Genomic DNA, 24351 nt, shown 5'->3' with positions numbered 1-24351 from the left:
CGGCTACTTCAGCAGTCGGGACATCCGCCGATCGGCGAGCACCTTCCCGCCGGTCTGGCAGGTCGCGCAGTACTGGAACGAGCGGTCGGCGTAAGACACCTCGCGCACTTTGTCGCCGCAGACCGGACACGGAAGTCCTACGCGCGCATGCACTTTCAGTCCGGTGCGCTTCTCCGCCTTGAGCTTGCCCACGCCCAGCCCGGCCAGCCGCTCGGTGGCGTCGATCAGGGTGGACCGCACGGCGTCGTACAGGGTGTCGACCGCCGCGTCATCCAACGACTTGGCGATGGCGAACGGCGACAGCCGTGCCGCGTGCAGGATCTCGTCGGAGTAGGCGTTCCCGATGCCCGACAGCACGCGCTGATCGGTGAGCAGGGTCTTGATCCGTGCTCCACTGCCGGCGAGCAGTGCGCCGAACGCGGCGCGGTCCAGCGACAGCACGTCCGGTCCGAGTCCGGCGATGCGTTCCACCTCGTTCGGGTCGCGAACGACCCACGCGGCCAGTCGTTTCTGGGTGCCGGCCTCGGTCACGTCGAAGCCCTCTCCCGGCAGTCCGCAGTGCACGCGCAGAGCGATCGGCCCCTTGCCGCCGGGCCGCGGCGGAGTCGGCGCGAGCGACTCGCTCCAGCGGATCCAGCCCGCCCTCGACAGGTGGATCACCAGATCGATCTGCGGCTCGGCTTCGGCCGGGTCGCCGGGCACCGTGCGGATCACCAGGTACTGGGCGATCCGTTCGACGCTCGCCACCGTTCGTCCGACCAGCGCGGTGTACGGCGGCTCGGCGGTCTTGAGCACCGACAGCGACGCGACGTCGATCCGCCGAATCGGCAGGGCCGCCATGCGGCCGTCGAGGAACTCGGCGAGGGCCGCCACTTCCGGAAGCTCGGGCATGCCTCCAGCGTGCGCGCAGCAGCGGGTCGGTGTGCTTTGGTAGAGGAATGACGCTCCCCGGCGGATACCGCCACTCCGATGCCGAACTCGCGGCGATCATCGCCGAAGGCGCCGGACAGCTGCTGCTCGGTGTGGGACACGGAGCGCTCCTGGACCGGGTCCAGTTGGGCGACCTCGGCGACGCCCTCGCGCAGGCCTGGATCTCGCGGGTACTGCAGCGCCAGCGACCCGACGACGCCGTGCTCTCCGAAGAGGCCGAAGACGACCTGACACGCCTCGCCGCCGAGCGCGTGTGGATCATCGATCCGCTGGACGGCACCTCCGAGTTCTCCCGCGGCACCACGCACTGGGCGGTGCATGTGGCGCTGACCCGCAACGGGATTCCCGACGTCAGCGCCGTCTCGCTGCCCGCGCAGGGACAGCTCTTCCGATCCGATGCAGTGCCGCGGGTGGGCGGCGAGCTCACCGGCCGGATCGCGGTCTCCCGCTACGGGCACTCGTATCCGAGTGCCGCGGTGGCCGAACGGCTCGGGCTGCGCGCCGTGCACATCGGCTCGGCCGGCGCGAAGGCGATGGCCGTGGTCCGCGGCGACGTCGACGCCTACCTCCATGCCGGCGGACAGTACGAGTGGGACAACTGCGCGCCGGTCGGCGTCGCACTCGCGGCGGGCCTGCACTGCTCACGTCTGGACGGCAGCGAGATCGTCTACAACAATCCCAAGCCCTACCTGCCCGACTTCGTGATCTGCCGCACGGAGATTGCCGAGGACGTGCTCGACACCCTCCGCTACTTCACCTGACCCCGCCCGCCGGTGTCAGGCGCGGACCTTGGGAAGTCCGTGAATCCGGGAGCTCAGGTCCAGGACCAGCTGGCGCGGCACCAGGCGGCGCAGGAGGAAGACCACCTCGGCGCGGTTGCCGCGCGCGTAGAACGGCTTGGGCTTCTCGGCCAGCGCCGCACTGACGATCTGCTCGGCCATCGCCTCGGCGGTGATGCCCTTCTTCTCGTTCTCGGCGGTGGTGGTCGAGACGATCTCGTATTCGTCGCGGTACGGCGAGTTCTCACCGATATGGATGGTTCGGCGGTCCCCGATACCGGTGGCGATGGTGCCCGGCTCCACCGAGATCACGCGCACCCCGTACGGCGCCACCTCGCGGCGCAGCGCGAGGGCGTAGCCCTTGATGGCCGACTTGGTGGCGGCGTAGGTGGAGCGGAAGGCGATCGGGAAGCTCGACAGCATGGACCCGACCATGATCACCGTGCCGCGGCGGCGCTCGCGCATACCGGGGAGGACAGCCTTGGTCAGGGCCACCGGGCCGAAGACGTTCACCGCGAAGATGCGCTCGATCTCGTCCATCGGGGTGTCCTCGAAGGCGCCCGCGTGGCTCTCACCGGCGTTGTTGACGAGGATGTCGACCACGCCGACCTCGTCGGCGCAGGTCTGTGCCGTGGACAGATCCGCGTTGTCGAGCCGGACGTAGGTGACACCGGGAATCGGATCGGAGACCGAGTCCGGATTGCGGCTGGTGCCGTAGACCCGGAGGCCGGCGGCGACGAACTGGCGGGCCACCTCGGCACCGATACCGCTGGAGGCACCGGTGACGAGGACGGTCTGGGGCGAAGCAGCGTGCGTCATGTGCTCACCGTACCGGCTAGTACAGGAACTCCTGCGACGCAGAGCATTCCCGGGTGTTAGGGGTTCTCCGGGTCCTGGCTGCCGGCCCGCTGGAATCCGGCGGAGCGCGCCGCGCCCTCGGTGGCGAACCAGACCTGGGCGATCACTTCGGCGAACCAGGGATCGCTCGGCAGGTGGTACAGGTCGGTGTCGACATCGCCCTTGATCGGATAGCCGTCCGGCGCCTGCTGCCGGTCCGACGCCAGCGGAAGGTGCCCGCCGATCGGCACGGGGACCCGGTTGCCGTCCGCGTCGAGGTAGGACCCGACGCCGTCGCCGGTGGCGGTCTTCTTGACTTCGGGCACCGGCGGGGCGGTCGGGACCACCGGCTCCCCCGTCGGCGCGCCGACGAACCCGGACTGCGCCTCCGGTGCCGGGCCGGAAAGATCCACCATCGGCAGATTCGGGTCGTGCGAGTCCGGCCGCGGCGCGTGCCGCACCTCATCGGGGTTCTTGGGTCCCCGGGTGAGCAGCCATCCGCCGCCGATGATCGGAATCAACAGCAGGAGCAGCAGGAGCCACCACCAGGCGGAGATACCCGATCCGCGGCCCTCTTCGGCGAGCAATAGGGCCGGCGCCGCCAGGATCGTGGTCGTCATCGTGTCTCCGCTTCGTCAGTGGCTTTGGCCCCGGATGCTATCGGCTTTCACTCTCCCACTGCGGATTTCACGCGGCGCGGCCGACCTGCGGTTTGTGCTCCCGGCAGGATTCGAACCTGCGACACCCGCTTTAGGAGAGCGGTGCTCTATCCCCTGAGCTACGAGAGCGGATCTGGCGCGGCCGTGCTCGTGGGGTGGACGGCCGCCTGAGGAAGTCTACGTCAGGACGCTCGGGGCCCGTGCCGGCCGTCGCGCCGGACGACAGACCTAGCCGAAGATCTCGCGGAAGCGCTCCAGGGAGCGGTGGACGTCGCCGTGGACGGCCTTGGCGGCGGCCTTGCCGACCGGGCCCATCAGCGGCAGGCCGCCGAGGTCGATCAGGAAGGTCACCTTGGAGCCGGTGCCGTCGGGCTCGACGGTCAGGTCGATCTTGGCCTTCACGCCGCCCTTTCCGTTGCCGGAGAAGCGCACTCGGCGCGGCGGGTCGTAGGTGTCGATGGTCCAGTCGAAGCGGACGCGCGTGCCCTTCGCCTTGACCACCGACGTGGCCTTGGTGCCGACGGCCAGTCCGGTGGGCACCTCGCGGCGCCAGCCGTCGTGGAGCAGCAGCCAGTCGTCGAAGCGGGCCAGATCGGAGGCGGCCGCGAAGGTATCGTCCGGGGTGAGATCGACGGAAATGGAATCACTGGTCTTCGCCATGGTTGATGAGCCTAATGTCTGCGCCGCCGCACGGGCACTGCTGGGCGCGGTGATTCTCGGGCACGACGGCGTGATCGCACGGATCACCGAGACCGAGGCCTACAACGGGCCCGACGACCCCGCCTCGCACGCCTTCACCCGCACCCCGCGCTCGGACCTGATGTACGGCCCGCCCGACCGGCTCTACGTCTATCGGATCCACGGTCATCACTGCGCGAACATCGTCACCAGCGACGAGGGGCAGGGCGCGGCGGTGCTGCTGCGGGCGGGCGAGATCGTCGACGGCCTGCTGGCGGCGCGTGCCCGACGCGACGACGTCCCGGACGTCCAGCTGGGCCGCGGGCCCGGCAATCTCGCCAAGGCGCTGGGCATCACCATGGCCGACCGCGGCAGCGACGTCCGAGTACCGCCGGGGATCGTCGTGCAACGCCTGCCGGAGCCGCTGCCCAACGAGCAGATCGGCGTGGGTCCGCGGGTCGGCGTCCGACTGGCCGCGGACCGGCCGTGGCGCTTCTGGATAGCGCAAAGCCCGACGGTGTCCGCATATCGGCGGCACCGTCGGGCTCAGACGCGAGCGGGCTAGTTGCCCTCGGGCTTGTTCTCCGGGGCCTTGGCCTCGGGGGCCTTGTTCTCGACGCCGACGGCCTTGCGCGCCGCGTCCTGCGCCTTGTCGACCTGGCCGGCGTACTTGCCGCCGGTGGCCTTGTCGACCATGTCGCCGCCCTTCTCGATGAGATCGGGGTTCTTCTGCAGCGCGGACTTGGCCTGCTTGACCAGATTCTGAAGGTTCATACCGTCGATTCTAGTGGCATCGGCGCCGTTCAGTGCGGTACAGGATCGGCCGCGGAATGCTCCAGCAGTGCGGCGGCTTCCGCCGCGGCACGACGATCCAAGCGCGCCTTGAGAATTCGCGACGAGATCTCGATGATCACCATGCCGATCAGCGCGCACACACCCGCGCGCCACATCATGGGGCCGTTGGACGAGTCCAGCTTGAACATGTCCTGCGTGAACGGCCAGAGGAAGATGATCACGTAGGCGACGATCGCGGTGGCCACGAGGACGACCTTCCACCAGTTCATCGGCCGGGCCACCACCACGAGCACCCACCAGGCCATCGTGATCATGGCGGCCAGGGTCGCCGTGGCCGCCTGCGTCTGACTGGTGGAGAAGTCCGTCTCGGCGCCGATCACCGACACCGTGGAGGTCTCCGGGCTCACCCACAGGTAGCAGAGGAAGACGAGGCAGCCGATGATCAGTCCGTTGGGAATGGCCTGCGTCAGCACGCGCCGCACGAAGCCGGTCTTGGCCCGCTCGTTGTTCGGCGCCAACGACAGCACGAAGGCCGGAACGCCGATGGTGAACCACGCCGAGATGGTGACGTGGATCGGCTGGAACGGGTAGCTGATCGGCTGGTCGCCCATCCAGTGCGCCACCAGCCCCGCGATGCCGATCGCGAGGGCCAGGAACACCGCGTAGATGGTCTTGGTGAGGAACAGGTTCGAGACCCGCTCGATGTTGCCGATCACGCGCCGCCCCTCGGCCACGACGTACGGCAGGGTGGCGAACTTGTTGTCGAGCAACACGATCTGCGCCACCGAACGCGCCGCCGACGACCCGGCGCCCATCGCGACGCCGATGTCGGCGTCCTTGAGGGCGAGGACGTCGTTCACGCCGTCGCCGGTCATGGCGACGGTGTGCCCGCGCGACTGCAGCGCCTCGACCATCGCCCGCTTCTGGTCCGGACGCACCCGGCCGAAGGTCACCCCGTCGGTCACCTGGTCGGCGAGTGCGTCACGGTCGGTGGCCAGCTCGCGCGCGTCGATCGCGGTCGCCGACGTGCCCAGGCCGAGCGATTCGGCGACGGCGCCCACCGAGCGGGCGTTGTCGCCGGAGATCACCTTGACGTCGACGCCCTGCGTGGCGAAGTAGCGCAGGGTGTCCCCGGCGTCGGGCCGCACGCGCTGTTCCAGCACGATCAGACCGACCGGGGTCAGGGTGCCGGGCACCCGCGAGTCGCCGGTGGGTTCGGTGTCGACCGGCACGTCGGTGGCGCCGACGAGCAGAATGCGCAGGCCCGTCGCACCGAGCTCGGAGGCCAGCTGCGCGGTCGACGACGCCGGGTCGAGCAGCACGTCGGGGGCGCCGATCAGCCAGTTGCCGTGCGCCGCCCCGTCGGACCCGACGAACGAGACACCGCTGAACTTGTTGGCCGACGCGAACGGCAGCACCGCCGACGGCGTCCAGTCCGGAGCCTCCGGATAGGCCTCGAGGATCGCTTCGATGCTGGCGTTGGGGTGCTTGTCGGCGGCGGCGATCGCCGCCAGCGCCGCGGTCACGTCGGCGGCGGCGTAGACGTCGTCGACCACCCGCACCTCCGACAGGCGCATGCCGTTCTCGGTGAGAGTGCCGGTCTTGTCCGTGCACACCACGTCCACGCGGGCCAGGCCTTCGATGGCGGGCAGTTCGTTGACCAGGCACTGCCGTTGGCCGAGCCGGATCACCCCCACCGCGAAGGCGATGGAGGTCATCAGCACCAGCCCCTCGGGCACCATCGGAACCAGGGCGGCGACCATGCCGAGCAGGGCGTCGTTCAGCTCCTGCCGGCTGACCCACAGCTGGTTGTAGATGGTCAGCGCGCCGGCCGGAATCAGGATCACCGTGATGACGGCGAGGATCTTGTTGATGCCGCTGCGCAGCTCCGACGAGACCAGGGTGAACTTGGAGGCCTCGGCGGCCAGCTGCGCCGCGTAGGCGTCGGCCCCGACCTTGGTGGCCCGGTACGAACCGGAGCCGGCCACCACGAAACTGCCCGACATGATCGGGTCGCCCACGGCCTTGTCCACGGCATCGGCCTCGCCGGTCAGCAGCGACTCGTCCACGTCCAGGGCTTCGGATTCGACGGTCTCACCGTCGACGACGATCTGGTCGCCGGGCCCGAGCTCGATGAGGTCGCCGAGCACCACCTCATCGGGCGCGATGGGCGCGCTCACACCGTCACGCCGCACCACGGGCTGTGCCTGCCCGACGATGGAGAGTCGGTCGAGGGTGCGCTTGGCCCGCACCTCTTGAATGATGCCGATCCCGGAGTTGGCGATGATCAGCAGGCCGAACAGGCCGTTGATGAAGGAACCGGTGTAGGCCACGATCGCGAACAGCACACCGAGGATCCCGTTGATCGGCGTGAACACGTTGGCCCGCACGATGTCGGTGACGGTGCGGCCGGTCTTGTCCGGCTGCGAGTTGATCTGCCCGGCGGCGACGCGTTCGGCCACCTCGGCGGCGGTCAGCCCGGTGGGCCGCGTATCGATCGGTGTACTCATGCGCAGCGCTCCCACCAGGTCGGATCGTCGAAGGCCGTGCCGGTGCGCGAGCCCACGTCGGCGGCGGCTCCGGGTCGGGGCACCACCACCGGGATACCCGCGCCGCCCGCGGCGGTGAGCAGGCGCTGCACCGGATCGGCCCACGTGTGCGGCGCCAGCAGGAACGTGCCCCAATGGATCGGGAAGAACAGCGACTCCGCCTTCGCCGGCCCGTTGAGCAGGCGGTGCAGCACCACCGCTTCCTCCGGATTCACGTGCACGTCCGGCCACAGCGGGTCGTACGCGCCGATCGCCATGATCGTCAGGTCGAACGGCCCCAGCAATTCCCCGGTCTCGGCGTACCGCTCGGTGAACCCGGTGTCGCCGGAGAAGAACACTCGGTGGCGGGGTCCGACGACCACCCAGCTGACCCACTGGGACAGGTTGCGCACCAGGCCGCGCCCGGAGAAGTGCCGCGCGGGGGTGGCGTGGAACCGCAGCTGCGTACCGCGCACGTCGAGGGTGACCCGCTCGAACCAGTCGGCGGTGTGGATCCGCTCGGCGGGCACCCCCCACGACCGCAGGTGCGCGTCCACGCCGATCGGCGCCACGAACTGCGCCTGCGGCTGCAGCGCGGCGAGCGCATCGATGGTCGCCATGTCCAGGTGGTCGTAGTGATCGTGCGAGATCAGGACGATGTCCACCGGTCCCAGCGCACCCACCTCGGCGGGCAGCGCGTGCATCCGCTGGGGACCGATCCGCTGCGTCGGCGAGCACCGCTTGCTGAAGACCGGATCGGTCAGCACGCGCACCCCGTCGATCTCGAGCAGCACGCTCGCGTGCCCCAGCCAGGTGGCCGCCAGATCGGCGGGCTCGGCGTCGAACTTCGGGGTCAGCACCGGTACCGGCGCGCTCGGCACCCCGGGATTGCGTGCCATCTGGAGCGACATCGAGACGGTGGGACGGGTCGGCGGCGGACTGGGCTCGCGGTTGCCGAAGACTCCGTCGACGGCGAACGCCGACCCGGCGGTGGCGGCGAGAAGGTCCTCGTGGGTGGCGCCGAGCGCCCGCGCGGGAGCGAACCCGCGGTCGGCGAGCAGATCGACGGCGCCGGCGAAGGCGGTCTCGCTGAGCTGCGCTCCGGCGGCCCCGAGCCGGGCGGCCGCGCGGCGACCGCGGACCATGGCCGAGCCCACCGGTTCGGCCACCCCGTCGGACAGAAGACTTCGGATCGATGTCACGCTTGACTAGCCTAATCGCCACCTGCCGCTCCGGCGCTGCAGGTCACACTTCACGCGCCGCGCGCGGCGCCGCATCCGATCCAGGAGGACCCCGCGATGACGTCTCGGCCCACGCCCTACGTGACCGACCCCGCCGAATACTGGGGCGGCATCGACGACGCCGTCGCCCGTGCCGGACTGGATTCCCCGGTCCTCGCCCTGGACCTGGGAGCGCTGGAGTACAACATCGCCGACCTGCGTCGCCGCTCCGGCGGCGTCCCGATCCGCGTGGCCAGCAAGTCGTTGCGCATCCGCTCGGTGATCGACGACGTCCTCTCCCGCCCCGGTTTCGCCGGCGTGCTGGCCTACGACGTGGCCGAGGCGCGATGGCTGGCCACCGCCTCCGGTGTCACCGACGTGCTGCTCGGCTATCCGAGCGTGCGCCGCACCGCCATCGGCGAACTGTTGGCCGACGACGTGGCGCTGGAGCGGGTCACGCTGCTGATCGACGATCCCGCCCAGCTCGACGTGATCGACGCGATCGCCGCGCCCGATCAGCGCGCGCCGCTGCGCGTGGCGATCGACCTCGATGCGTCGCTGCGCATCCTCGGCGGGCGCGTGCACCTCGGCGTGCGCCGCTCCCCCGTTCACGATCTGACGCAGATCCGCCGGTTGGCGCAGACGATCACCTCCCGCGCGGGCTTCACGCTGGTCGGCGTGATGTCGTACGAGGCGCAGGTCGCCGGGGTCGGCAACGGCGTGCCCGGACAGACACTGATGAACACCGCGGTGCGCGCCATGCAGTCGCTGTCGATGACCGAACTGCGGCACCGCCGCGGCCGCGCCATCGCCGCCGTCCGCGAGTACGCCGACCTCGAGTTCGTGAACGCCGGCGGCACCGGTTCGCTGGAGGAGACCGCCAAGGACGCCGCGGTCACCGACATCGCGGTCGGCAGCGGCCTGCTCGGCGGGCACCTGTTCGACACCTACCGGCACTTCCAGCCGGCCCCCGCGCTGGCCTTCGGGCTCGACGTGGTGCGTCGTCCCAGCCCGGACTACGCCACCTGTGCCGGCGGCGGCTGGATCGCCTCCGGTCCGCCGGGACCCGATCGCCTGCCCAAGCCGGTGTGGCCGACGGGTCTGGAATACGTCGATACCGAGGCCGCCGGAGAGGTGCAGACGCCACTGCACGGGGGTCAAGTGAGACACCTCCGTGTCGGAAGCAGAGTATGGTTCCGTCACACTAAGTCTGGGGAAGTGAGCGAGCGCGCCGAACAAGTGGCGTTGATCGCCCGCGACGAAGCCGGCCGAGCCGACGTCGTCGACGTGGTCCCCACCTATCGAGGCGAAGGAAAGTGCTTCCTATGACGACACAGGCCATCTGGACCAACTGGGGCCGCACCGTGCAGTGCCAGCCCAGCCGGTTGATCGCACCGCGCACCCCCGAGGAACTCGCTGCCGACATCCACGCGGCGAGCGAACGCGGCGAGAAGGTCAAGCCGGTCGGCGCCGGCCACAGCTTCTCCGAGATCGCCGTCGCGCCGTCGATCCAGCTCTCCATGGAGGGCATCGGCGGGCTGCTCGACGTCGATGCCGCCCGCAGCCGCGTGACCCTCGCGGCTGGCACGCACCTGCACCAGATTCCCGGTCTGCTGGAACCGCACGGGCTGGCGATGGCCAACCTCGGCGACGTCGACCGACAAACGGTGTCCGGCGCGACCTCCACCGGCACGCACGGCACCGGCCTGGCGTTCGGCGGCATCAGCACCCAGATCGTCGGCGCCCAGCTGATCGACGGCCGCGGTGCACTGCACGTCCTCGACGAGGGCCACCCCGATCTGCCCGCCGTGGCCCTCGGCCTCGGCGCGCTCGGCGTGCTGACACAGATCACCCTGCAGTGCGTGGACGCCTACTCGATGCGGGCCCACGAGGCGCCCGGCAAGGCCGATGCGACGATCGACGGCTTCGTGGACAACTGCCGCGCGCACGATCACTACGAGTTCTACTGGTTCCCGCACACCGACTGCACGCTGACCAAGACCAACACGCGGCTGCCGGCGCACACGCCGGTCAGCGGCCCGAGCGTGGCGCGCCGCTACCTCGACGACGAACTGATCTCCAACGGCCTGTTCCGCGCGACCTGCGCGCTCAGCGCCGCGGTCCCGGCCCTGGCACCGAAGATCAACCAGGTGGCCGGCCGCGTGCTGTCGGACCGGACCTTCACCGACCGCTCGGACAAGGTCTTCATCTCCTCGCGCACCGTGCGCTTCCGCGAGATGGAGTACGCGGTGCCGTTCGAGGCCGTGCCCGAGGTGCTGCGGGAACTGCGCGCGATGATCGAGCGCGGCCGCCACCGGGTGAGCTTCCCGATCGAGGTCCGCGCGGCGGCCGCCGACGACCTGATGCTGTCCACGGCCGGCGGCCGCGAGTCCGGGTACATCGCCGTGCACCGCTACCACCGCGACGATCCGGCGGCGTCCGAGCGCTACTTCCGCGATGCGGAGGAGATCTTCACCGCGTACGAGGGCCGTCCACACTGGGGCAAGATGCACACCCGCGACGCCGACTACTTCCGGAGCGTGTACCCGCGGTTCGACGAGTTCCTCGCGGTGCGCGACCGGTACGACCCGAACCGCACGTTCAGCAACCCCTACCTGGACCGGGTACTGGGCGCCTGATCAGACGTCCGGCGATCAGGTGTCGCTGTCGTCGGACTTGCCGAGCGCCCGGAGCACGTACGGCCGGGCCATCTCGGCGAGGCAGATGACGACGGCCAGCGCGCCGAGGACCCGCGACAGCCAGTCCAGCCAGTTCGCCTCGTCGGCGCGCACGCCGTCGTAGCCGCGCACGGCGAACCACCCGCCGAGCAGCGCGAGGAGACCGTAGGCCACCAGCCGCCGCGGCTCGGAGATCCGGGTCGGCTGCTCGCCGGTCATCGTCCGGTGAACTTCGGCGGACGCTTCTCGGTCCGTGCGGCGCGCGCCTCCTGCAGGTCCTCGCTCAGCCAGGCCGCACGCATCGCCTGATCCCGCTCGACGGGCGGCTGGTCCCGGGCGCCGTCCCCGGTCAGCACCAACTTGTAGTGCTGCAGGGTCAGCGGCGCGAACCCGGCGATGGTGGCCGCCCAGTGCTGGGCCTCGGCGAGGTCGCCGATCCGGTTGGCGAAGCCCAGGGTGTGGGCGCGATCGGCCGACAGCGGGTCGCAGCCGATGAGCATGCCGCGCGCCTGACCGCCGCCGACCAGCGATACGAGGCGGCGGATGGTCCACTCGTCCAGACCGACGCCGATCTTGGCGGCCGGGATACCGGCCAGCGCGGCCGGATCCATCACCCGCAGGTCGGCGGCCATCGCCAGCTGCAGGCCGGCGCCGAGGGCCGCGCCGTTCAGCGCCGCGATCACCGGCACCGGCGTGGTCTCGATCTGCTCCACGAGCGCCACCAGCTGCTCGATGAAACCGTGCTCGTACACCGGACCCGACAGGTCCGCGCCCGCACTGAAGACCTCGCCGCGACCGGTCAGCACGATCGCGCGGGCGCCCGAGGCGACCGCTTCGGCGAAGGCGACGGACAGCGCCTGCACCATCTGCTCGTTCAGGGCATTTCGCTTCTCCGGCCGCACCAATTCGATGGTGGTGACGGCCCCCACTGCGCTGCTCTCGATCATGCGGGAAGCGTACCCCGGGCCTGCCGACCCCCGCCGGTCGTGTGCAACCTTGACATTCTGTTGGGTTTACACAACACTTCGGCGCATGAGTGCAGCACGACGGGCGCAGCGACGTCCGATCTACAACCGCCTGGCGGTTCTGCGCGCCGAACGGAACCTGTCGCGCGCCCAGTTGGCCGAACTCGTCTCGATCAATGTGCAGTCCGTCGGCGCGCTCGAGCGCGGCGACAACTACCCCAGCCTGGATCTGGCCATGCGCATCTGCGAGGTCTTCGGCCTCCCGATCGAGGCAGTCTTCTCCCGCACCCCCTTTACCGCGATGTCCACCGAGCTGTACGGAGGCCCCACCGATGCCTGACCCGAACCTGACCATCCCCGCCGGCAGCATGCCCCTTTGGCTGGTGCGCTACAACGACCGTCGGATCGCCACCCACGAGCGCCGCGCCGCGCGGTACAGCCACCGGTGGCCGGCGCTACGCACCCGGCGCACGCGTCGCGCCCTCGTGACACTCCTGATGCTCACCCTGTTGGTGGCCGTCGCGTCGTCGATCGCCACCTTCTGGCAATTGGCAGCGGCCACCCCGGTCTTTCTCATCGCGACGTTGGGCAGCCTGATCCCGCTGACCCTGATTCGGATCACCAACGACGCCGTCGCCGACGCTCCCGCTCAGGCGCTCGACGAGATCCAGCTGGCCCAGCGCAACGCCGCGCGCTCGCTGACCTACGTCCTGCTGATCCCGACGGGTATCGCGATCTTCCTCGTCACCAATTTCCTCGGCCACAGCGAGTACGTCGCCGGGGAGACCGTGACGGCCGTCGGCTGGCTGTTCGTCGCCGCCCTGCTCTCCCTGGCCTGCCTGCCGGACATCCTCCTGACCTGGTGGCTACCCGACGACGAGCAGGAGTGACTCGACACCGAATCACGACGCCCCTCGGGGGCGACATCCCCCCACCCATTCTTTCGGAGGCGAAACATGACCGACTCCCTGCACATCCATCGACTACAGAAGAATTACGGACCGCTCCGCGCCCTCGACGACGTCACTTTCTCCGTCGCCCCCGGCGAGATCTTCGGCTTCGTCGGCAGCAACGGCGCCGGCAAGTCCACCACCATGCGGATCATCTTGGGCGTCCTCGCCGCCGACTCCGGCGAGGTCCGCCTCGGCGCCGACCTCATCGACCTCGAACGACGACGCCGCATCGGATACATGCCCGAGGAACGCGGCCTGTATCCGAAGATGAAGGTGGGTCCGCAGCTGACCTACCTGGCCCGCCTGCACGGCATGAGCGCCGCCGCGGCCGAGACCTCGGCACGGACCTGGACCGAGCGCCTCGGCGTGGCGGCCCGCTTCGACGACGACGTGGCCGACTTGTCCCTCGGCAACCAGCAGCGTGTCCAGTTGGCCGCCGCACTGGTCCACGATCCCGACGTCCTGGTCCTCGACGAACCGTTCTCCGGACTGGACCCGGTGGCCGTCGACGTGATGAGCGATGTACTGAAAGACAAAGCGGCGCAAGGCGTCCCGATCCTCTTCTCGTCGCACCAGCTCGATCTGGTGGAGCGGCTGTGCGACCGGGTCGGCATCATCTCGGCGGGCAGCATCACCGCGCAGGGCAGCGTCGACGAGCTGCGCACCCGGGACGGCCAGATCCTGGAGATCGTCGGCCCACATCCGGACTCCCGGTGGGCCGACGGCCTGCCCGGTGTGCTCGCCGCCGACTACGCCTCCGACGCCACCCGGCTGCGGGTGCACGACGACGTCGACGATCAGGCGATCCTGGCCGCCGCCCTGGCCCACGGACCGGTCCACCGGTTCGCCGCGAACCCGCCGTCCCTGACCGATCTGTTCCGAGAGCTGGTGTGACCACCATGAATCCCACTGTGACCACCATCGGCTTGATCGCCGGACGCGAGATCACCACCCGCGTGCGGGAGAAGTCATTCCTGATCAGCACCGCGGTGCTGATGGTCGTGATCGTGGCCGGCACCATCGTCTGGTCGATCTTCGCCGGCAAGGAGAGCTCGGAGACCATCGGCATGGTGGGCGGCGACCCCGCCCTGTCCGCCGTCCTCGAGCAGACCGGCGAAGCCACCGGGACCACCGTCCGCGTGAAGCTGCTCCCCGATACGGCAGCCGCGCAGCAGCAGGTCCGCGACGGCGACGTCGACGCCGCCGTCCTGGTGGCCGACGGCCCGCGCTACACGCTGCTCTCAGAGAAGGAACTGGGCAGCACGCTCGACGGCGTCCTCCGCAGCGGTCTCGCGCAGTACCAGCTGGCCACGTCGCTGGCCGAACGCGGCGTCGACGTCGCCGACCTGACCGCTCCCGCCATCGACACGACCTACCTGGAACAGGTGGAAGCAGACACGGAGCAACGCCTCTCGGTGGCACTGATCGGCTCGATGCTGCTGATGATGGCGATCATGACCGGCGGACTGATGGTGGCCGTGGGCGTGGTGGAGGAGAAGACCTCCCGGATCGTCGAGATCCTGCTGTCGACGGTGCGCCCGCTCCATCTGCTGTGGGGCAAGATCCTCGGGATCGGCGTGATCTCGCTGGGCCAGGTGGTGGTGCTCGGTGCCACCGCGTTGATCGCGAGTACCGCGACCGGCCTGCTCACCGTCGCCGGGACGGCCGTGTCCATGTTCGTGGCCGTCATCGCCTGGTTCCTGCTGGGTTTCCTGTTCTTCGCCGCCCTCTACGCCGCTGTCGGCGCGATGGTCAGTCGACAGGAGGAGCTCAACGGCGCAGCGAGCCCGCTCACCATGCTCGCGATCCTGGTGCTCTACTCCGGGATCTTCGGCATTCAGGCGCTCGACAGCACCTGGATCCAGGTGCTCAGCTGGATTCCTCCGTTCAGCGCCATCCTGATGCCGATGCGCCTGGCAGTGGGCGACGCCTCGGCGATGACGATGGGCCTGAGCTTCCTCGTGATGATCGCGGTGTGCGCCGTCGTGATCTGGGTGTCCTCGCGGATCTACAGCCGCTCGGTGCTGCGCACGGGCAGTCGGACGAGCTGGTCGGAAGTGGCCGGCATGGTCGCCGGACGCTAAAGCACAGGAATCGGCGGGAACAGAAAACGACGGGAACAGAAAACGACGGGAACAGAAAACGACTGCGGCGCACCGGGATTCCGGTGCGCCGCAGTCGTTGAAGTGCGTGAAGCGTCAGGCGCCGATCAGGTCGATGACGAAGATCAGCGTCTTGCCCGAGAGGCGGTGTCCGCCACCGGCGGGGCCGTAGGCCAGCTCCGGCGGGACCACGAGGCGACGGCGACCGCCGACCTTCATGCCCGGGATGCCTTCCTGCCAGCCCTGGATGAGGGCGCCCAGCGGGAAGTTGGCGCTCTGGCCGCGGTCCCAGGAGGAGTCGAACTCTTCGCCGGTGTCGTACTCGACGCCGACGTAGTGAACGTCGACCACGCCGCCCGGGACGGCCTCGGGGCCGTCGCCGACGATCAGATCGGTGATCTCCAGGCCGGCCGGGGCCGGGCCTTCGGGGAATTCGACTTCAGGCTTGGACGTCATGTCAGCGATCCTCCATCGGGACGTAGTCCCGCTCGGTGTAGCCGGTGTACAGCTGGCGCGGGCGGCCGATCTTGGTGGCCGGGTCCGCGTGCATCTCGCGCCAGTGGGCGATCCAGCCCGGCAGGCGGCCCAGTGCGAAGAGCACGGTGAACATGCGGGTCGGGAAGCCCATCGCCCGGTAGATCACGCCGGTGTAGAAGTCGACGTTCGGGTACAGGCGACGCTCCACGAAGTAGTCGTCGCTGAGCGCGACTTCCTCGAGGCCCTTGGCGATGTCGAGCAGCGGATCCTGCACGCCCAGCGAGGTGAGGATCTGATCGGCCGTCTGCTTGACGATGGCCGCACGCGGATCGTAGTTCTTGTAGACGCGGTGCCCGAAGCCCATGAGCTTCACGCCGTCTTCCTTGTTCTTGACCTTGCGCATGAAGGCCGCGGTGTCGCCGCCGGAGGCCTGGATCTCCTCGAGCATCTCCAGGACGGCCTGGTTGGCGCCGCCGTGCAGCGGGCCCCACAGTGCGTTGATGCCGGCCGAGACCGAGGTGAACAGGTTGGCCTGCGACGAACCGACCAGGCGCACGGTCGACGTGGAGCAGTTCTGCTCGTGATCGGCGTGCAGGATGAACAGCATGTCCAGCGCCTTGGCGATCTCCGGGTTCACCTCGTAGGGCTCGGCCGGGAAACCGAAGGTGAGTCGCAGGAAGTTCTCCACCAGGCTCAGCGAGTTGTCCGGGTACAGGAACGGCTGTCCCACGGACTTCTTGTAGGCGTAGGCCGCGATGGTCGGCAGCTTGGCCAGCATGCGGATGGTGGAGAGCTCGACCTGCTCGGGATCCTTGGGATCGAGCGAGTCCGGGTAGTACGCCGACAGGGCGTTCGCCGCGCTGGAGACCACCGGCATCGGATGGGCGTTGCGCGGGAAGCCGTCGAAGAAGCGCTTGAGATCCTCGTGCAGCAGCGTGTGCCGACGGATCTTGTTGGTGAACGCCTCCAGCTCGGTGGCGTTCGGCAGCTCGCCGTAAATCAGCAGGTAGCTGACCTCGATGAAGGTCGACTTGCCCGCGAGCTGGTCGATCGGAATGCCGCGGTAACGCAGGATTCCGGCGTCACCGTCGATGTAGGTGATGTCCGACTTGCAGGCGGCGGTGTTCACGAAACCGCCGTCGAACGTCGTCAGACCGGTCTTCGACAGGAAGGGACCGAGCGCGACCGAGTCGCTGCCTTCGGACGCCTTCAGGATCGGCAGATCGATCGAACCACCGGGGTACGTGAAGGTCCCGGTCACCTGATCGTCGGTCGTTGCTTTATCCGCGGACACACATACCCCTTTAACTCGCGGTCTGACCAGTTGTCTGGGTTACAAGCTAGTCTGCTGGCGCCGCTTCGGCCCAACTGAGGGTCCCTCAGGCAGGATCACAGGCGGTTCCCGTTTCGCGCACAGCCTACCCCCAGCCGGTAGCGTGATGTCATGCGAGAGCTTCCCGCGGGCGACGACGCAGTGGTGCTCGACTTCTCCACCACCGCCGATCCGACGGCCGCGAGCCGGGCGGCGCACACCCTCCGAGCAGCCATGGCAGCCGGGACCCTGAATATCAGCGATGCGGTCCCGACCGCGACCGCCGTACTGGTACAGGCCGAACCGGGGACCGGCTTGGACGTCCTGGCGGTACGCCGGATCCTGCACGCGGCGCCCCTCCCCGCGTCGTCGGCGGCACGCGCGGCCGACGCCCCCGTCGTGCACATCCCGGTGCGGTACGACGGCGCCGATCTCAACGACGTGGCCGCCGCCGTGGGCCTTGCGGCCGACGAGGTGATCGCCGCACACACCGCCATCGGATGGCGCGTGCAGTTCATGGGCTTCGCACCCGGTTTCGGCTATCTCGTCCCCGCCACCGGACCCGCCGCCGCGCGCGCGGTCTTCGCCGACCTGACCCGTCGCACACAGTCCCGCCCGGCCGTGCCCGCCGGCGCGGTGGCGGTGGCGGCCGGGTACAGCGCCGTGTATCCGCGCACCAGCCCGGGCGGCTGGTTCCTCTTGGGCCGCACCGACATTCACCTGTGGGACGTGGCGAGCGATCCGCCCGCGCTGCTCGCCGCGGGGACCACCGTGAGGTTCGAATGCGCGGACTGACCGTTCTCGCCACCGGGCCGCTGGCGACGTTCCAAGACCTCGGCCGCCCCGGCTACGCACACCTCGGCGTGCCCCGATCCGGGGCCGCCGACCGCGGCGCCCTGACCCAGGCCAACCGCCTCGTCGGCAACCGCGCCTCCGCGGTGACCGTCGAGACGACGATGGGCGGCTGGGCGGCCCGCGCCACCGGCTTCGTGGTGATCACGGTGACCGGCCCGCCGACCGACGTGACGATCGACGACCGCCGCGTCGGCAGCCACGCGGTGCACGGAGTGCGCCCCGGACAGACGATCGCCGTCGCGCCGCCCCGGCACGGTTGCCGGAACTACGTCGCCGTCCGCGGCGGGTTCGCGGCACCCCGGATGCTGGGCTCGTCGTCCACCGACACGCTGTCCGAGATCGGACCGCCGCCGCTGCGGATCGGCGACGAGCTCGTGGTCGACGCCGCCGCCGACGACTGGCCGCCGATCACCTTCGCCCCCGGCCCGCCGCCCTCGCCGCGCCGGCACGAACTCGACGTGCGCCCCGGCCCTCGACTCGCGGACCTGGCGGACCCGACCGCCCTCGGTCGTCTGCGGTGGATCGTCAACCCGGCGAGCAATCGGATCGGGGTACGCCTGGACCCCGACGGCGAGCACACGCTGGCCCTGCGCCCCGGGCTCGACCCACAGCCGTCCGAAGGCGTGCCGCTGGGCGCGGTCCAGGTGCCGCCGAGCGGGCAGCCGGTGCTGTTCCTGGCCGACCATCCGGTCACCGGCGGCTACCCGGTCGCCGCCGTGCTGACCGCCGCGTCGCTCGATCGGGCCGCCCAACTGGTGGCCGGCGACGTCGTCCGGTTGCGGCTGCGCTGATCACGCCGCACCGATCACGCTGCACTGATCACTCAGGGGCCCTCGGGTAGATCTACCGATGTCCGCACCCGGCGCACCGGGCAGCGTGGGAGGCACCCCTGCGGAAGGACCCCCGATGACCACGCTGCCACCCGGCTTCGAGCCGCTGCCGTCGCCGTTCCCCGCGGACGAGGTACCCGCCCCGTTCCCACCCGCCCCGTTCCCACCCGGCCCGTCACAGCCCACCCGGTTGCTGGCCGCCCCGCCCCCGTCGACCCCGCCCGGCACCACCGTGTTCGCCGCGGCCTGGCTGGTCAACGCCCTCGCCCTGCTCGCGCAGATCGCGACGGTGATCCTGTTCTTCTACGCACTCAACGCCGCGCTGACCGAATCGGACATCGACAACGACACCTTCTTCTGGGCCGTGGCGGCTGGACTCGTGTGCCCGCTGCTGATCTTGATCGGCATCGGCCTCACCTCCTTCTCGGCGGCCCGGCACCATCGCCACCGCCCGGCGTGGAGCACCGCGCTGATCGTGTTCACCGTCGTCTGCGCGTCCCCGGCCTTCGTCGTCCTCAGCTTCCTCTTCATCCGCTAGTCGCTCCAGCCGCGGCACGATTGACACAAATGGTAGCTTCTGTGTCATGACTGAAGTGGCGCCCCTCTCCGCAGCACCCTCCGTCGACGTGCCGCCCGACGATGCAGCGCACGAAGAGGCACCCCGGGAACTCCTCGGCCCGGACTCGGCGACCTGGCGCAACTACGTCGACTGGCGCGGCATGCTGATCGGCCTGTGGTCGGGGTCGATGCAGAACATGCACCCCAAGCTCGCGGCCGGCGTCTGGGAGTACTCGGACTTCTTCGACGAGCGGTGGGAACGACTGCACCGCTCGCTCTACCCGATCAGCGGCGTGGTCTTCGACCGCACACCCGAGACCGGCAGACAGGTGCGCGACTACCACCTCACCATCAAGGGCACCATGCCCGACGGCTCGCGCTACCACGCCCTGGACCCGGATGTCTTCTACTGGGCGCACGCCACGTTCTGGTACGGCAACATCCGCTGCGCCGAAGCCTTCGGCACGCCGATCAGCGAGGCCGACAAGCGGCAGATGTTCGCCGAGTCGCGCACCTGGTACTCGATGTACGGCGTCAGCATGCGGCCCTGCCCGGACACCTACGAGGAGTTCCTCGAGTACTGGGACCACATGTGCCGCCACGTCCTGCGCGACCACGATGCGGTGCGGACGGTCCTGGACATCACGGTGCTCCCGCCGCCCCCGTGGATGCGCGGGTGGATGCCGCTGTGGCTGTGGCGCCGCCAGGTGCAGGTGATCCAGCGGATGTTCCTGTGGATCACCACCGGGCTGTACGACGAGCCGGTCCGCGAACTGCTCGGCCTCACCTGGACGGCGGCCGATCAACGCCGTTTCCGCCTGTTCGGCCGCGGCGTCAACGTCGCCATGCGGCTGCTGCCGTCGCGGTACCGGCTGCACCCGCGCCTGCGCGACGCCTACGACCGCATCAGCGGTCGCGTCCCCGAAGACGCCCCGCGCCTGGAGACGCCCGCGCGGAACCTGCCGTCGCCGGCGGAACGGGACAAGCCGATCCACTACTGCCCGGTGCACGCCCAGCGTCGTGCCCAGCTGCCGTGGCAGAGCAACGACGTCGACGACTGAGCGTCGAGCAGTACCGCGGTCAGCGTTCGACGACCGGCTCGCCCCGCGTGGTGACCCGGTAGCGCCAGAACAGCGGGAAGGCCAGCGCGGCGAGCACCGTCAACACCACGGTGAGCACGCCGCCGCCGGCGAAGGTGACCGCCGTGCCGACCATCGCCGCCGACGCACCGTGGGTGACGTCCGCGATGCGCGGGCCGCCGGCCACCACCACGATGAACACGCCCTGCAGTCGGCCGCGGACGTCGTCGTTGGCGGCGGCTTGCAGCATGGTCTGCCGGAACGCCGCCGACGCCATGTCCGCGGCGCCGCCGACCATCAGCGCCACCACCACGATCGGGAGCACCGGCAGCATGCTGCCGTTCGCGAAGAACAGCGCGCCACCGGCCACCGCGATGGACACGCCCCAGATCAGGATGGCGATCACCACCGCCCGGCCCTGCCGCTGCACCCGCGACACCCAGCCGGAGAACACGCCGCCGAGCACCGCGCCGAGCGGGATCGCGATGAACAGCAACGCGAACGCGATGCCGCCGTCGGTGGGGCCGCCGAAGCTCTCGTGCGCCACCTGCGGGAACAGCGCGCGCGGCATGCCGAAGATCATCGCGATCAGGTCCACCACGAACGAGGCCAGCAGTACCGGGTGGTGGCGCAGGTAGGCGAGGCCGTCGATCACCGACTTCAGTCCGGGAGTGGTCGGTTTCGCGCCGTCGGCCCGCTCGGGCACCAGCGACGGCAGCGCCAGCACCGCCCACAGGGTGGCCAGCAGCGAGACGGCGTCCACGAGATACAGCAGGGAGAAGCCGAGGACCGGGATCAGCGACGCGCCCACCAGCGGTCCGGCGATGGCACCGGCCTGCATCACCGTCATGTTCAGCGAGTTCGCGGCCGGCAGCAGCTCGTCGTCGAGGATGCGCGGCAGCACCGCGGTCCGGGTGGGCTGATTGACCGCGAAGAACGCCTGCTGCACGGCGAACAGTCCCAGCAGGAACCACACGTTGTTCCAGTCGGCGAAGGCCTGCAGCCAGAACAGCACGGCCGTGCCGATCAACCCGAGTGTGGTGACGATGAGGATCTTCCGGCGGTCGAAGACGTCGGCGAGCGAGCCGCCCCACAGCCCGAAGACCACCAGCGGCACCAGCCCGAACAGTCCGGTCAGTCCGACGTACGCGGAGCTGCCGGTGATCGCGTAGATCTGCGCGGGGACCGCGACGACGGTGAGTTGCGCACCGATGACGGTGACGATGTTGGCCCACCAGAGACGCCGGAAGTTGGCGACCGCGAGCGGTCGAGTGTCGGCGAAAATCCGCGCCATGGTCAGGGCTGCAGGCGCTGCACGGTCCAGCCGGTGCCCGTGTCCTCGGTGAGCACCCGGTTGTGCAGGCGATCGGCGCGCCCCTGCCAGAACTCGACGCTCACCGGCTCCAGTCGGTAGCCGCCCCAGTGCGGCGGCACCGGCACCGGGGTCTGGCCGTCGACGCCGCCGAACTCGGCGGCCACGGCCGCGGCCGCGGCGACGAGGTCGGCGCGCGAGCCGATCGGCTCGGACTGCTGCGAGGCGTACGCCGAGAGCTGCGAACCACGCGGACGCGCCTGCCAGTAGGCGAGTGTCTCGGCCGGATCGACCTTCACCACGCGGCCCCGGAAGTGGACCTGTCGTTCCATCGCGATCCACGGAAAGGTCACCGACGCAACGGGATTCGCGGCCAGTGCCCGTCCCTTGCGGGAGTCGTAGCCGGTGAAGAAGACCACGCCGTCGGCATCGGCGCCCTTGCACAGAACGGTGCGGGTGGCCGGGCGGCCGTCGGCGTCAACGGTGCCCAGCACCATCGCGTTGGGTTCGGGAATCTGCGCGGCCACCGCCTCGCCGAGCCAACGCTGGAACAGCGCCGGCCACGGCGGATCGCCGGTCAGCCACGTCGTATCGAGATGTTCGACGACGCCGTCCGCGCCGGTCGAATCGGCCGCGCCGTAACCGACCCGCATGCTCGGCAGGTCCAGATGCTCGCTCACCGCCCGAATCCTACTGCGCGTCCTACCGGGCGCATTTCTTCGGTGATCCGGCATACTGCTGACCGAACCGTCGACACAGCGCCTGGCCCGGGCATGCGAGGAGCAGGCACCATGACCTACCCGGACGACCGCACGCCCGAGTCCTCGGACCCGACCCCGCCGGTGGACCCGTACGCCGGCACCCAGATCGGCAACACGGCCCTTCCCGGCCAGCCGTACGATTCCCAGCCCGACGGCACCCAGTCCTATGGCGGCCCGGCGCCGGAGGCGCAGCAGTTCGGGAGTGAGCAGTTCGGGGGTCAGCCGTATGCAGGCCAGCCGTACGCGGCCCAGCCCTATCCGGGTCAGCCGTACGGGAGTCAGCAGTTCGGCGGTCAGCCTTTCCCGGGTGGCGCCTACCCGCCCGCACCGCAGGGGCCGACGAGTCGACCCGGCTCCGTGGTGAGCGCCGGCGCCATCCTGATCGTCCTCGGCGCACTGGGTCTGCTGGGCACCCTCTCCAGTCGTCTGATGGACACCGGCATCACGGTCGGTGACGGGGCCTACGTCCTCGGCTCGATCATCGGCACGATCATCTCGCTCGTCATCGTGGTGGCCGCCCTGGGCGCCGGTATCGCACTCTTGACTCAACGTTCCAACAACGTGCGCATCCTCGCGACGGTGATCGCCGCGCTGCTCGCCGTGACCTGCATCGGTCTCGTGGCGACCATCGCGGTGCCGATCCTGCTGTGGGCCACCGACTCGGCGAAGTCGTGGTTCGCCGACGCTCCGATCGGTACGCCGCCCGCGCAGTACTGACGCCCCCACCTCCGATCACCCGACTCCCCCGGATGCTCCGAGGAGTGGACGGATCCCGCTCCCGCCGTGGACGCCGCCCGGCGGGCGGAGGCAGGCGAACGGTCGTCGCCGATCCCCGACCTGCTGTCGCCTCGATCACGCCGTAAACTACTGTCCATGACCGATTCGCAGATCACGCTGCCCGCCGAACTCCTGCCCACCGACGGCCGTTTCGGCTGCGGCCCCTCCAAGGTCCGCCCGGCACAGTTGCAGGCGATCGTCGACGGCGGCGCCTCGATCATGGGCACCAGTCACCGTCAGGCCGCGGTGAAGAACGTGGTCGGCGACATCCGGTCCGGCCTCACCGACCTTTTCTCGCTGCCCGACGGCTACGAGGTGGTCCTCTCCAACGGCGGCACCACCGCTTTCTGGGATGCCGCCGCGTTCGGCCTGATCCGCGAGCGCGCCCTGAACCTGACCTACGGCGAGTTCTCGTCGAAGTTCGCCACCGTCTCCAAGAAGGCCCCCTTCCTGGCCGACCCGAAGGTGATCTCCACCGATCCGGGCACCGCGCCGGATCCGGCCGCGCTGACCGCCGCCGACTTCGAGGGCATCGACCTCGTGGGCTGGGCGCAGAACGAGACCTCCACCGGTGTGGCCGTGCCCGTGGTGCGCCCGGCCGCCGCCGGTGACGCCCTCGTGGCCATCGACGCCACCTCCGGTGCCGGCGGTCTGCCCGTCGACATCAGCGCCACCGACGTCTACTACTTCGCCCCGCAGAAGAGCTTCGCCTCCGACGGCGGCCTGTGGGTCGCCATCATGAGCCCGGCCGCGCTCGAGCGGGTCGCCGAGATCGGCGCCTCGGACCGCTGGTGCCCGGAGTTCCTGTCGCTGCCGACCGCCGTCGACAACAGCAGCAAGAACCAGACCTACAACACTCCGGCCGTGGCCTCGCTGATCATGTTCGCCGACCAGATCAAGTGGATGAACGCCAACGGCGGCCTCGACTGGTGCGTCGCGCGGACCGCGGACTCCAGCTCGCGCCTCTACGACTGGGCCGACGCCAGCTCCTTCGCCACCCCGTTCGCCGATCCGGCGCACCGCAGCCAGGTGGTCGGCACCATCGACTTCAACGACGACGTCGACGCCGCGGTCATCGCAAAGACCTTGCGTGCCAACGGCATCCTCGACACCGAGCCGTACCGCAAGCTGGGCCGCAACCAGCTCCGCATCGGCATGTTCCCCGCCATCGAGCCGGAGGACGTCTCCACCCTCACCGCGGCGATCGACTACCTCGTCGAACGCCTCTGACGCGGACCCACGATGGACACAAGCGCAGGTCGCCCC

At 69.8% G+C, this 24351-nt stretch carries 27 protein-coding genes and 1 tRNA gene; 14 read left to right on the top strand and 14 right to left on the bottom strand.

The window, feature by feature from the left end; all coding sequences use genetic code 11:
- Positions 1 to 3 precede the first annotated feature (3 nt).
- On the bottom strand, positions 4 to 891 hold the full coding sequence (locus ABD989_RS01405; RefSeq protein WP_345312146.1) for a DNA-formamidopyrimidine glycosylase family protein: 888 nt from the start codon (positions 889 to 891) through the stop codon (positions 4 to 6).
- Between the two features lie 47 nt (positions 892 to 938).
- Between ABD989_RS01405 and ABD989_RS01400 the strand changes: the two genes are divergently transcribed.
- Positions 939 to 1691 carry a 3'(2'),5'-bisphosphate nucleotidase CysQ gene (locus ABD989_RS01400; protein WP_246994147.1) on the top strand — a complete coding sequence of 251 codons (753 nt, stop codon included), beginning with the start codon at positions 939 to 941 and terminating at the stop codon, positions 1689 to 1691.
- A gap of 15 nt (positions 1692 to 1706) precedes the next feature.
- Here ABD989_RS01400 and ABD989_RS01395 read toward each other — a convergent pair whose 3' ends face one another.
- The 4 genes from ABD989_RS01395 to ABD989_RS01380 all read right to left on the bottom strand — a co-directional run bounded on the left by ABD989_RS01395 (position 1707) and on the right by ABD989_RS01380 (position 3865).
- A complete protein-coding gene (locus ABD989_RS01395; RefSeq protein WP_246994145.1) occupies positions 1707 to 2528 on the bottom strand; it encodes an SDR family oxidoreductase in 822 nt (273 codons plus the stop codon).
- Between the two features lie 56 nt (positions 2529 to 2584).
- Complete coding sequence (locus ABD989_RS01390; RefSeq protein ID WP_345312145.1) at positions 2585 to 3166, bottom strand: sunset domain-containing protein; 582 nt, start codon at positions 3164 to 3166, stop codon at positions 2585 to 2587.
- A 95-nt stretch (positions 3167 to 3261) separates the two neighbouring features.
- Positions 3262 to 3334, bottom strand: a tRNA-Arg gene (locus ABD989_RS01385).
- A gap of 99 nt (positions 3335 to 3433) precedes the next feature.
- The gene (locus tag ABD989_RS01380) at positions 3434 to 3865 is read right to left on the bottom strand and encodes a type II toxin-antitoxin system Rv0910 family toxin (RefSeq protein ID WP_246994142.1); all 432 of its coding nucleotides are present in this window, start codon (positions 3863 to 3865) and stop codon (positions 3434 to 3436) included.
- On the opposite strand from ABD989_RS01380, the gene ABD989_RS01375 reads away from it, so the two are divergent.
- Complete coding sequence (locus ABD989_RS01375; protein ID WP_345312144.1) at positions 3843 to 4448, top strand: DNA-3-methyladenine glycosylase; 606 nt, start codon at positions 3843 to 3845, stop codon at positions 4446 to 4448. The genes ABD989_RS01380 and ABD989_RS01375 overlap by 23 nt on opposite strands.
- On the opposite strand, the gene ABD989_RS01370 is transcribed toward ABD989_RS01375, so the two are convergent.
- From ABD989_RS01370 to ABD989_RS01360, 3 genes are read right to left on the bottom strand one after another with little or no spacing between them, the layout of a single operon-like run.
- The gene (locus ABD989_RS01370; RefSeq protein ID WP_246994138.1) at positions 4445 to 4657 is read right to left on the bottom strand and encodes an antitoxin; all 213 of its coding nucleotides are present in this window, start codon (positions 4655 to 4657) and stop codon (positions 4445 to 4447) included. The two genes, ABD989_RS01375 and ABD989_RS01370, sit on opposite strands and share 4 nt — an antisense overlap.
- 29 nt (positions 4658 to 4686) lie before the next feature.
- Positions 4687 to 7188, bottom strand: a complete 2502-nt coding sequence (locus tag ABD989_RS01365) for an HAD-IC family P-type ATPase (protein ID WP_345312143.1) — start codon at positions 7186 to 7188, stop codon at positions 4687 to 4689.
- Entirely contained in the window at positions 7185 to 8408 is a 1224-nt protein-coding gene (locus ABD989_RS01360) for an MBL fold metallo-hydrolase (protein WP_246994134.1), read from the bottom strand. Before ABD989_RS01360 ends, ABD989_RS01365 begins: the two co-directional genes overlap by 4 nt.
- Positions 8409 to 8504: 96 nt before the next feature.
- Here ABD989_RS01360 and ABD989_RS01355 point away from each other — a divergent pair, with 96 nt between their 5' ends.
- The gene (locus ABD989_RS01355) at positions 8505 to 9755 is read left to right on the top strand and encodes an alanine racemase (RefSeq protein ID WP_345312142.1); all 1251 of its coding nucleotides are present in this window, start codon (positions 8505 to 8507) and stop codon (positions 9753 to 9755) included.
- Positions 9752 to 11065: a D-arabinono-1,4-lactone oxidase gene (locus ABD989_RS01350; protein ID WP_345312141.1), complete on the top strand. Its 1314-nt coding sequence runs from the start codon at positions 9752 to 9754 to the stop codon at positions 11063 to 11065. The genes ABD989_RS01355 and ABD989_RS01350 overlap by 4 nt, the downstream gene beginning before the upstream one ends.
- A gap of 15 nt (positions 11066 to 11080) precedes the next feature.
- Here the strand turns inward: ABD989_RS01350 and ABD989_RS01345 are convergent, their stop codons facing one another.
- Positions 11081 to 11323, bottom strand: a complete 243-nt coding sequence (locus tag ABD989_RS01345; protein WP_345312140.1) for a hypothetical protein — start codon at positions 11321 to 11323, stop codon at positions 11081 to 11083.
- Positions 11320 to 12051: an enoyl-CoA hydratase gene (locus tag ABD989_RS01340; RefSeq protein ID WP_345312139.1), complete on the bottom strand. Its 732-nt coding sequence runs from the start codon at positions 12049 to 12051 to the stop codon at positions 11320 to 11322. The genes ABD989_RS01345 and ABD989_RS01340 overlap by 4 nt, the downstream gene beginning before the upstream one ends.
- Before the next feature lie 85 nt (positions 12052 to 12136).
- Here ABD989_RS01340 and ABD989_RS01335 point away from each other — a divergent pair, with 85 nt between their 5' ends.
- The 4 genes from ABD989_RS01335 to ABD989_RS01320 all read left to right on the top strand — a co-directional run bounded on the left by ABD989_RS01335 (position 12137) and on the right by ABD989_RS01320 (position 15106).
- The gene (locus tag ABD989_RS01335; protein WP_246994124.1) at positions 12137 to 12409 is read left to right on the top strand and encodes a helix-turn-helix transcriptional regulator; all 273 of its coding nucleotides are present in this window, start codon (positions 12137 to 12139) and stop codon (positions 12407 to 12409) included.
- The gene (locus ABD989_RS01330; protein WP_345312138.1) at positions 12402 to 12959 is read left to right on the top strand and encodes a hypothetical protein; all 558 of its coding nucleotides are present in this window, start codon (positions 12402 to 12404) and stop codon (positions 12957 to 12959) included. Before ABD989_RS01335 ends, ABD989_RS01330 begins: the two co-directional genes overlap by 8 nt.
- 66 nt (positions 12960 to 13025) lie before the next feature.
- Entirely contained in the window at positions 13026 to 13916 is an 891-nt protein-coding gene (locus ABD989_RS01325; protein WP_246994120.1) for an ABC transporter ATP-binding protein, read from the top strand.
- A 5-nt stretch (positions 13917 to 13921) separates the two neighbouring features.
- Positions 13922 to 15106, top strand: a complete 1185-nt coding sequence (locus ABD989_RS01320; RefSeq protein WP_246994118.1) for an ABC transporter permease — start codon at positions 13922 to 13924, stop codon at positions 15104 to 15106.
- A gap of 114 nt (positions 15107 to 15220) precedes the next feature.
- Here the strand turns inward: ABD989_RS01320 and ABD989_RS01315 are convergent, their stop codons facing one another.
- Positions 15221 to 15580, bottom strand: coding sequence for an FKBP-type peptidyl-prolyl cis-trans isomerase (locus tag ABD989_RS01315; RefSeq protein ID WP_246994116.1), 360 nt, complete (start codon positions 15578 to 15580; stop codon positions 15221 to 15223).
- A 1-nt stretch (position 15581) separates the two neighbouring features.
- Positions 15582 to 16895: a citrate synthase gene (locus ABD989_RS01310; protein ID WP_246994114.1), complete on the bottom strand. Its 1314-nt coding sequence runs from the start codon at positions 16893 to 16895 to the stop codon at positions 15582 to 15584.
- 150 nt (positions 16896 to 17045) lie between these two features.
- Between ABD989_RS01310 and ABD989_RS01305 the strand changes: the two genes are divergently transcribed.
- The 4 genes from ABD989_RS01305 to ABD989_RS01290 all read left to right on the top strand — a co-directional run bounded on the left by ABD989_RS01305 (position 17046) and on the right by ABD989_RS01290 (position 20217).
- Positions 17046 to 17708: a 5-oxoprolinase subunit B family protein gene (locus ABD989_RS01305; RefSeq protein WP_246994112.1), complete on the top strand. Its 663-nt coding sequence runs from the start codon at positions 17046 to 17048 to the stop codon at positions 17706 to 17708.
- Positions 17696 to 18559 carry a 5-oxoprolinase subunit C family protein gene (locus ABD989_RS01300; RefSeq protein ID WP_246994110.1) on the top strand — a complete coding sequence of 288 codons (864 nt, stop codon included), beginning with the start codon at positions 17696 to 17698 and terminating at the stop codon, positions 18557 to 18559. The genes ABD989_RS01305 and ABD989_RS01300 overlap by 13 nt, the downstream gene beginning before the upstream one ends.
- A gap of 115 nt (positions 18560 to 18674) precedes the next feature.
- Entirely contained in the window at positions 18675 to 19136 is a 462-nt protein-coding gene (locus ABD989_RS01295) for a hypothetical protein (protein WP_345312137.1), read from the top strand.
- Positions 19137 to 19182: 46 nt separating this feature from the next.
- The gene (locus ABD989_RS01290; protein WP_246994105.1) at positions 19183 to 20217 is read left to right on the top strand and encodes an oxygenase MpaB family protein; all 1035 of its coding nucleotides are present in this window, start codon (positions 19183 to 19185) and stop codon (positions 20215 to 20217) included.
- Between the two features lie 19 nt (positions 20218 to 20236).
- Here the strand turns inward: ABD989_RS01290 and ABD989_RS01285 are convergent, their stop codons facing one another.
- Positions 20237 to 21529: an MFS transporter gene (locus ABD989_RS01285; RefSeq protein WP_345312136.1), complete on the bottom strand. Its 1293-nt coding sequence runs from the start codon at positions 21527 to 21529 to the stop codon at positions 20237 to 20239.
- A gap of 2 nt (positions 21530 to 21531) precedes the next feature.
- Entirely contained in the window at positions 21532 to 22200 is a 669-nt protein-coding gene (gene pdxH / locus ABD989_RS01280; RefSeq protein WP_246996945.1) for a pyridoxamine 5'-phosphate oxidase, read from the bottom strand.
- Positions 22201 to 22338: 138 nt separating this feature from the next.
- On the opposite strand from pdxH, the gene ABD989_RS01275 reads away from it, so the two are divergent.
- Positions 22339 to 23025 carry an SLC41A family transporter gene (locus ABD989_RS01275; RefSeq protein ID WP_246994101.1) on the top strand — a complete coding sequence of 229 codons (687 nt, stop codon included), beginning with the start codon at positions 22339 to 22341 and terminating at the stop codon, positions 23023 to 23025.
- 156 nt (positions 23026 to 23181) lie between these two features.
- On the top strand, positions 23182 to 24315 hold the full coding sequence (serC, locus tag ABD989_RS01270) for a phosphoserine transaminase (RefSeq protein WP_345312135.1): 1134 nt from the start codon (positions 23182 to 23184) through the stop codon (positions 24313 to 24315).
- Positions 24316 to 24351: the final 36 nt, after the last annotated feature.

The organism is Gordonia alkaliphila (assembly GCF_039542465.1).
Taxonomy (GTDB): Bacteria; Actinomycetota; Actinomycetes; order Mycobacteriales; family Mycobacteriaceae; genus Gordonia; species Gordonia alkaliphila.
The sequence above is the reverse complement of the archived record's forward strand: the minus strand, read 5'-3'. Positions and strand labels throughout refer to the sequence as shown.